This window comes from Mycobacterium sp. E2238, from assembly GCF_001672665.1.
Taxonomy (GTDB): Bacteria; Actinomycetota; Actinomycetes; order Mycobacteriales; family Mycobacteriaceae; genus Mycobacterium.
Genome location: NZ_LZKF01000250.1, coordinates 67,271 through 73,819, shown reverse-complemented (window position 1 = coordinate 73,819; position 6,549 = coordinate 67,271). Strand labels below are relative to the sequence as shown.

Sequence of the window (6,549 nt, the reverse complement as noted above, 5' to 3'; positions counted from 1 at the left end):
TCCAGCCGCCGCAGCACCGCCAGCACCGAGGCGGCGAAGTCACCCGCGGTGTCGCCGTGCCGGTAGGCCTGCGCCACCAGATGCACCGCGACCTCGGTGTCGGTGTCGCTGGTGAATTCCACGCCCAGGGCCTCCAGCTCGTGGCGCAGGCTCGGGTAGTTCTCGATGATGCCGTTGTGGACGACCGCGATCTTGCCGGCGGCGTCGCGGTGCGGGTGCGCGTTGCGGTCGGTGGGGCGCCCGTGGGTGGCCCAGCGGGTGTGGCCGAGGCCGGTCGTGCCGCCGAGTGACTCCGGCGGCATCTGGGCGACCGCGTCCTCCAGGTTGGCCAGCCGTCCGGCGCGGCGGCACACGGTGAGCGTCCCGGCGCCGTTGACCAGTGCGATCCCCGACGAGTCGTAGCCCCGGTACTCCATCCGGCGCAGCGCATCCATGACGACCTTGCAGGCAGGCTGCTGCCCGACGTAGCCGACGATTCCGCACATTCACACCAGGGTAGTGCAGCCGTCGGCCCACCACGGCATGCCGACGCTCACAATAGGGCGCCCACCTGCGGAAAAGGCCCACGTTGACGGCCGAAGAGCCGGGCGCCGCCGGCTGCGCCCCCCTTTCGCCCGCGACGGCGGTCGCCGCCAGGGTGGACGTCGTGGACCAATCCGCCCGGATTTCCACCGCAAGGAACGCCGACCGTCCTCTTCATGCCGTCTTCATAAACGGTAGAATCTTTTTCACCTGATGTATTTGCGGCGTTTTCATCTGGGCCATCGATCTAGCAATACAGCTACCTAAAATTCTGCATATCGGCCACGACTGGCAACCGTCGAAGCCAGCAGAAAGGACAGTCTGTTGACGCCCGCTTGATCCCTCTAGCTGGTGAATCGCTTGATTTGCCGGTGCTCATGCGCGCAGCGCGACCAAATCAGTTCACCAAAAACCGTTTATGACTGACATCAAAGCCGATAGTCCAGCTACCGGTAATCGCGTTTGAAAACCTGCCGTTAATTCGGCGGGGCACAGACAAGTAAACCGCCGGATAGATAAACGTTCACAAGTGTTAATCCTAAATTTTTGTAGCCTTCTTCAAGGGGAGAATCATGACTGCGGTTCTGTTCGACGATGTGGTGACTACTTCGCCCGCGGCCGGCTTGACGCTGGCGCCGGCACCGAACCCGGCAGCCAAGCGGCGCCGCCGCGAGCCGATCGGCGGTGGCGACCCCATGGTGGACGCGGCCGCCCGGTTGCTGAGCATCCCGCTGCGCCAGGTGTATGCGGTGCTCTGGCGGGTGGGCGTGATCGAGGTCAGGGCCTGAGCGCGATGCGCTAACGTCGACGCGTGGCCCGCACCCGCAAGCTCGTCGCAGCCCTCAGCCGCCGTGGCCCGCATCGCGTTTTGCGCGGTGACCTCGCGTTTGCCGGGTTGCCGGGGGTGGTGTACACCCCGGAGGAGGGGCTGAATCTGCCCGGGATCGCGTTCGGTCACGACTGGCTCACCAAGGCCGCTAACTATGCGGGTCTGCTCGAACATCTCGCGTCCTGGGGCATCGTGGCCGGCGCTCCCGACACCGAGCGCGGGCTGGCCCCTTCCGTCCTGAACTTCGCCTCCGACCTCGGCACCGCGCTGGACATCGTGTCCGGTGTGCGGCTGGGGCCGGGCAAGATCAGCGTGCATCCCGCCAAACTCGGCGTGGCCGGACACGGTTTCGGCGGCTCGGCCGCGGTGTTCGCCGCCGCCGGCATGCCCAACAAGCTGGCCGCGGCGGCGGCGCTGTTTCCCGCCGTCACCAGCCCCCCGGCCGAGGCCCCGGCGACGACGCTGAAGCTGCCCGGGTTGATCTTGACCGCGCCGGGGGATCCGCAGTCGCTGACGTCCAATGCCCTGTCGCTGTCCCGGGCGTGGGACGCGGCCACGCTGCGCATCGTCAGCAAGGCACAGCCCGGCGGACTCGTGGAGGGCCGGCGGTTGACCAAGGTGTTCGGACTGGCCAGCCCGCACCGGCGCACGCAGCGCACGGTCCGCGCGCTGCTCACCGGCTATTTGCTCTATACGTTGGGCGGCGACAAGACCTACCGCGACTTCGCCGATCCCGACGCCCACCTGCCCAAGACGGATCCGCTCGATCCCGAGGCGGCGCCGGTTGCCCTGGAAGAGAAGATCGTCGCGCTGTTGAAGTGATGCGGTAACTGGGTAGTCCGGCCCGGTCTCCTTCTCCGGCAACGACATCCTGCGCCCTGCTGACGACGGCCGACGGGTACCTCGGCGGGCTGAAGTTCCCGAGCCCTCGCAGCCGCCGGTAGCTGCCGTGGTATCTGTCGTGGATGCGCATCGGGATCGCTCTGGATTATTCGGGCGGCTTTCACCAGGCCGTGGACCGCGTCGTCGAACTCGAGAAGGCCGGCATCGACATCGCCGTGGTGGCCGAGGCGTACGCCTTCGACGCGGTGAGCCAACTCGGGTACCTGGCCGCCAAGACGAACACCGTCGAGTTGGCCTCGGGAGTGTTTCCCATCTACATCCGCACGCCCTCGCTGCTGGCGATGACGGCCGCGGGGCTGGACTTCGTGTCCGACGGGCGCTTCCGGCTGGGGATCGGCACGTCCGGGCCGCAGGTGATCGAGGGCTTCCACGGCGTCGAGTTCGACGCGCCGCTGGGCCGCACCCGCGAGATCGTGGAGATCTGCCGGAAGGTGTGGCGCCGGGAACGGTTGCAGTACAACGGCAAGCACTACCAGATCCCGCTGCCGCCGGACCGTGGAACGGGCCTGGGCAAGGCCCTGCAGCTCATCAATCACCCTGTGCGCGAACGGATTCCGATCACGATCGCCGCGCTGGGGCCAAAGAATGTCGAGCTCACCGCCGAGATCGCCGAAGGCTGGCAGCCCGTCTTCTACCTGCCGGACAAGGCCGCGTCGGTGTGGGGCGAGGCGCTGGCGGCCGGTGCGGCCAAGCGGGATCCGGCGCTCGGGCCGCTGGACGTCATGGTGCACGCGTCGGTTGCCATCGGCGACGACGTCGACGACCGCCTGGCGTGGGTCAAGCCGCAGCTCGGCCTGTACCTCGGCGGGATGGGCGCCAAGGGCCGCAATTTCTATCACGCCCTGGCGACGCGGTACGGGTTCGGCGAGGTCGCCGACCGCATCCAGGAGCTGTACCTGTCCGGCCGCAAGAAGGAGGCCATCGACGCGGTGCCCGACGAACTGGTGCGGGGCATGTCGCTGGTCGGCCCGCGCGGGTACGTCGCCGAACGTCTGGCCGCCTTCGCCGAGGCCGGGGTGACGACGCTGTTGCTCAGCCCGCTGGCCACCGACCGCGCCGAATCCGTGCGCTTCGTCGAGGACGTGCTGCAGCTGCGCCCGGCCTGAGCCGTCACTGCCCCGCCTGCGGCAGCTGGTCGGCCGCGATCTCGCAGGGCGTCTTCCCGTCGGTGGCCGGAGGTGCCGGCTCGCCCGCCGCTGGAGCGGCCACCGGTGGGGGCGGGTCGACCGGCGCGGCAGCCGGTGGCGGTGCGTCCGCCGGTGCCGGTGCGTCGACCGGCATCGGCGCGTCGACCGGTTGAGCCGCGTCGGGCGTGGCTTCCTCGCTGTCGTCCACGTCTTCCGTTTTCGCGGGCTCGTCGTCCTTCTCGTCGGCGTCGTCCTCATCGTCGGCCTCAAAAGGGTCCTCGCCGAACGTATCTCCGTCGCCGAACGGATCGGTGGAGCCCGCCTCGTCGCCGGCCGCACCGAGGACACCGCCGACCGCGTCGACGATCCTGCTGGCCAACCCGAGGAGACCGGCACCACCGCCACCGAGCCCACCGCCCAGATCGCCCGCCGGCATGCTGGAGCCATCCCCCAGCGCGGTGCCCCAGTCCGGCTGCGGCGCAGCCGGAATCGGAGCCGGCGCGAGCGTCGCCGCGGTCGGAGCCGGATCCACCGGTGGGCTCGGAACCGGATCCGCCGACGGAACCGGGGCCGCGGCCGCGGGTGTGACGGCGACGGGCGGTTCGCTGGGCGGGGACGGGCGCAACGGCTGGTAACCGGGCCCGAGATCACCGGGGGCTTCGAAGCGCACGGTCGGCACGGCGGACATCCTGTCGGTGACCATGTCGTAGGAGGTCGCCACACCATCGCGCGTCGAGCGCATCGTGGTCAGCCAGTCGTCGCGAATCTCGTTGTCCACGTACGGCATTACCTGTGTGCGCACGACCTCTTCGGCGGCTTGCCGATCCCCCACCCCAGCCGTGACCGCCGCGGCGGCGGCCAACCATGCCGGCCGCTGCGCCTGTGTGCGGTCGTCGACGGCCATGGCGGTCGCCACCTTCGTGTCGACCAGGTACCACAGGTTGTCGCGCAGGGATTCGCACCGTTGGGCCGCCGCGCGCAGTTCGGTGGCCACCGCGCTGGCGGTGTCGCAGTGGCGCTCCAGACACCGCACCGCGGCGTCCCCGCCCGGCCCTGTCCACGCCGCCGCCAGCTCGGCCGCCTGGGCGCGCTGTATCCGCAGTGCTTCCATGACCGCCTCGCCCGCCGCCCGCAGTTCCGCGCAGTCGCGGTCGAGGGCGCGCAGGTCCAGGCCGTCCTCGGTGCCGTACCACTCGCGTACCTGAGAAGGGTGTGCCGTCAGTTCGGGATGGTGGTAACCCAAGGCATGGCAGGCCTGCACGTAACTCTGGGTGTGCTCGACGGCGGGCAGGCCCTCGGTGAGGCGCTCCGCGACGTCCAACCGGTCGGCCACGATCAGGCGATCCGTGCTGCGGCATGCAGTTCGGCGTCGGCATAGCGGTCGGCACTCGCCCGCAGGGCGGCGGCGATCTCGACCGATGCGCGTGACCACTGCGCCACTTCGGCGGTCAGCCGCTCCAGCTCGGCCCGCAGCGCCTCGCCGCGCGCGGTGTGCGCCCGCCCCGCGCTGGGGCCGCCGAAAGCCAACCGCCCCAGCTGATCACTGAGGGCGCGGTCGATGATGTCGGCGGCGGCGCGGAATTGGCCGGCGATGCGGTGCGTCGCCGCTACGTCGATCTCGGTGCGGGCCACGACGGTGGCCGGTCGTACTCCCCTGTCGAATCTCATGCCTAATCCGACGCCGGGCGACGCGGCGGGGTTCCAACCGCGTTCAGCGCGCGGAGCTGACCGCCTCGGCCACCCGATTCGCGACCCGCTGCGCGACGTCCGCCTCGGGCGCTTCCACCATGACCCGGATCACGGGCTCGGTTCCGGAGGGGCGCAACAGGATTCGGCCGGTGTCGCCGAGTTCGGCCTCGGCGTCGCCGACCGCGTTGCGCACCGCGGGCGCCGCGGCGGCGACGTCCTTGTCGGCCACGCGCACGTTGATCAGCACCTGCGGCAGCGTCTTCATCGGCGCCGCGAGCGCGGTCAGTGACGAGCCGGTCTGCACCATCCGGTTCATCAAGCGCAGCCCGGTGACGATGCCGTCCCCGGTGGAGCCCAGCGCGGGCATCACGATGTGGCCGGACTGCTCGCCGCCGAGGCTGTAGTCGCCGGCCCGCAGTTCCTCGAGGACGTAGCGGTCACCGACGCCGGTGGTGCGCACGGTGATCCCGGCGGAGCGCATGGCCAGGTGCAGCCCGAGGTTGCTCATCACGGTGGCCACCAGGGTGTCGGAGGCCAGCTCGCCGGCCTCCCGCATCGCCAGCGCGAGCACGACCATGATGGCGTCGCCGTCGACGAGGTCGCCGTTGGCGTCGATGGCCAGGCAGCGGTCGGCGTCCCCGTCGTGGGCCAGGCCGAGGTCGGCCCGGTGGGCGATGACCGCGGCGCGCAGCGAATCGAGGTGGGTGGAGCCGCAGTTGTCGTTGATGTTCAGGCCGTTGGGGTCGGCGTTGATCGCGATCACCCGGGCGCCGGCCGCGCGGTAGGCGCGCGGTGCCACCGACGACGCCGCGCCGTGCGCGCAGTCGACCACCACGGTCAGGCCGTCGAGCCGCAGCGTGCTGGCCTTGCTCAGGTGGCGCAGGTAGCGGTCGGCGGCGTCCTCGGCGTCGATGACGCGGCCGATGCCGGCGCCGACCGGGCGCAGCCCGGGTTCGGCAGGGATATCAGCGACCAGCGCCTCGATCCGGTCCTCGGTGTCGTCGTCGAGCTTGCGCCCGCCCGGGCCGAAGATCTTGATGCCGTTGTCGGGCATCGGGTTGTGCGACGCCGAGATCATCACCCCGAAGTCGGCGTCATATGCGCCGGTCAGGTAGGCCACCGCGGGGGTGGGGAGCACGCCGACCCGCAACGCGTCGACGCCCTGGCTGGTCAGCCCGGCTATCACCGCGGCCTCCAGCATCTCGCCGCTGGCCCGGGGGTCGCGCCCGATCACGGCGACGCGCCGGCCCGGTCCGCCCGAGCTCGCCAGGTGCCGGGCGGCGGCGGCGCCCAGCGCCAGCGCCAGCTCGGCAGTCAACTCCCGATTGGCGACCCCGCGGACACCATCGGTGCCGAATAGTCGGCCCATGCGGACAAACCTCTCACAATCGACGGTTCAGCACCTAACGTGCCCGTTCTTTTCTGACCGAAACGGGGCGCGTTTGCGCGCAGACACGCCGAAGAAAGCGCGTGACTTCC

6 protein-coding genes and 1 pseudogene are annotated in these 6,549 nt (G+C 70.3%); 3 read left to right on the top strand and 4 right to left on the bottom strand.

What is annotated here, in order from left to right:
- Positions 1-485: pseudogene (locus A5711_RS23340) on the bottom strand (glutamine--fructose-6-phosphate aminotransferase); the annotation flags it as partial.
- Between the two features lie 609 nt (positions 486-1,094).
- Here A5711_RS23340 and A5711_RS23335 point away from each other — a divergent pair.
- The 3 genes from A5711_RS23335 (at position 1,095) to A5711_RS23325 (ending at position 3,360) form a co-directional block, all read left to right on the top strand.
- The gene (locus A5711_RS23335; protein WP_067950736.1) at positions 1,095-1,310 is read left to right on the top strand and encodes an Rv1535 family protein; all 216 of its coding nucleotides are present in this window, start codon (positions 1,095-1,097) and stop codon (positions 1,308-1,310) included.
- 23 nt (positions 1,311-1,333) lie between these two features.
- Positions 1,334-2,173: a dienelactone hydrolase family protein gene (locus A5711_RS23330; RefSeq protein ID WP_067950734.1), complete on the top strand. Its 840-nt coding sequence runs from the start codon at positions 1,334-1,336 to the stop codon at positions 2,171-2,173.
- Between the two features lie 143 nt (positions 2,174-2,316).
- A complete protein-coding gene (locus A5711_RS23325; RefSeq protein ID WP_067950732.1) occupies positions 2,317-3,360 on the top strand; it encodes an LLM class F420-dependent oxidoreductase in 1,044 nt (347 codons plus the stop codon).
- Positions 3,361-3,364: 4 nt separating this feature from the next.
- On the opposite strand, the gene A5711_RS27850 is transcribed toward A5711_RS23325, so the two are convergent.
- The 3 genes from A5711_RS27850 to glmM are packed head-to-tail and all read right to left on the bottom strand — an operon-like array spanning position 3,365 to position 6,439.
- On the bottom strand, positions 3,365-4,714 hold the full coding sequence (locus A5711_RS27850; protein ID WP_067950730.1) for a hypothetical protein: 1,350 nt from the start codon (positions 4,712-4,714) through the stop codon (positions 3,365-3,367).
- Positions 4,715-4,716: 2 nt separating this feature from the next.
- Positions 4,717-5,049, bottom strand: a complete 333-nt coding sequence (locus tag A5711_RS23315; protein ID WP_067950728.1) for a type VII secretion target — start codon at positions 5,047-5,049, stop codon at positions 4,717-4,719.
- Between the two features lie 43 nt (positions 5,050-5,092).
- A complete protein-coding gene (gene glmM / locus A5711_RS23310) occupies positions 5,093-6,439 on the bottom strand; it encodes a phosphoglucosamine mutase (RefSeq protein ID WP_067950727.1) in 1,347 nt (448 codons plus the stop codon).
- Positions 6,440-6,549: the final 110 nt, after the last annotated feature.

Excerpts from the sequence above, each read along its gene's own strand:
- A5711_RS23315 (WP_067950728.1), bottom strand. The coding sequence starts at position 5,049 with ATGAGATTCGACAGGGGAGTACGACCGGCCACCGTCGTGGCCCGCACC.
- glmM (WP_067950727.1), bottom strand. The coding sequence starts at position 6,439 with ATGGGCCGACTATTCGGCACCGATGGTGTCCGCGGGGTCGCCAATCGG.
- A5711_RS23325 (WP_067950732.1), top strand. The coding sequence starts at position 2,317 with ATGCGCATCGGGATCGCTCTGGATTATTCGGGCGGCTTTCACCAGGCC.
- A5711_RS23335 (WP_067950736.1), top strand. The coding sequence starts at position 1,095 with ATGACTGCGGTTCTGTTCGACGATGTGGTGACTACTTCGCCCGCGGCC.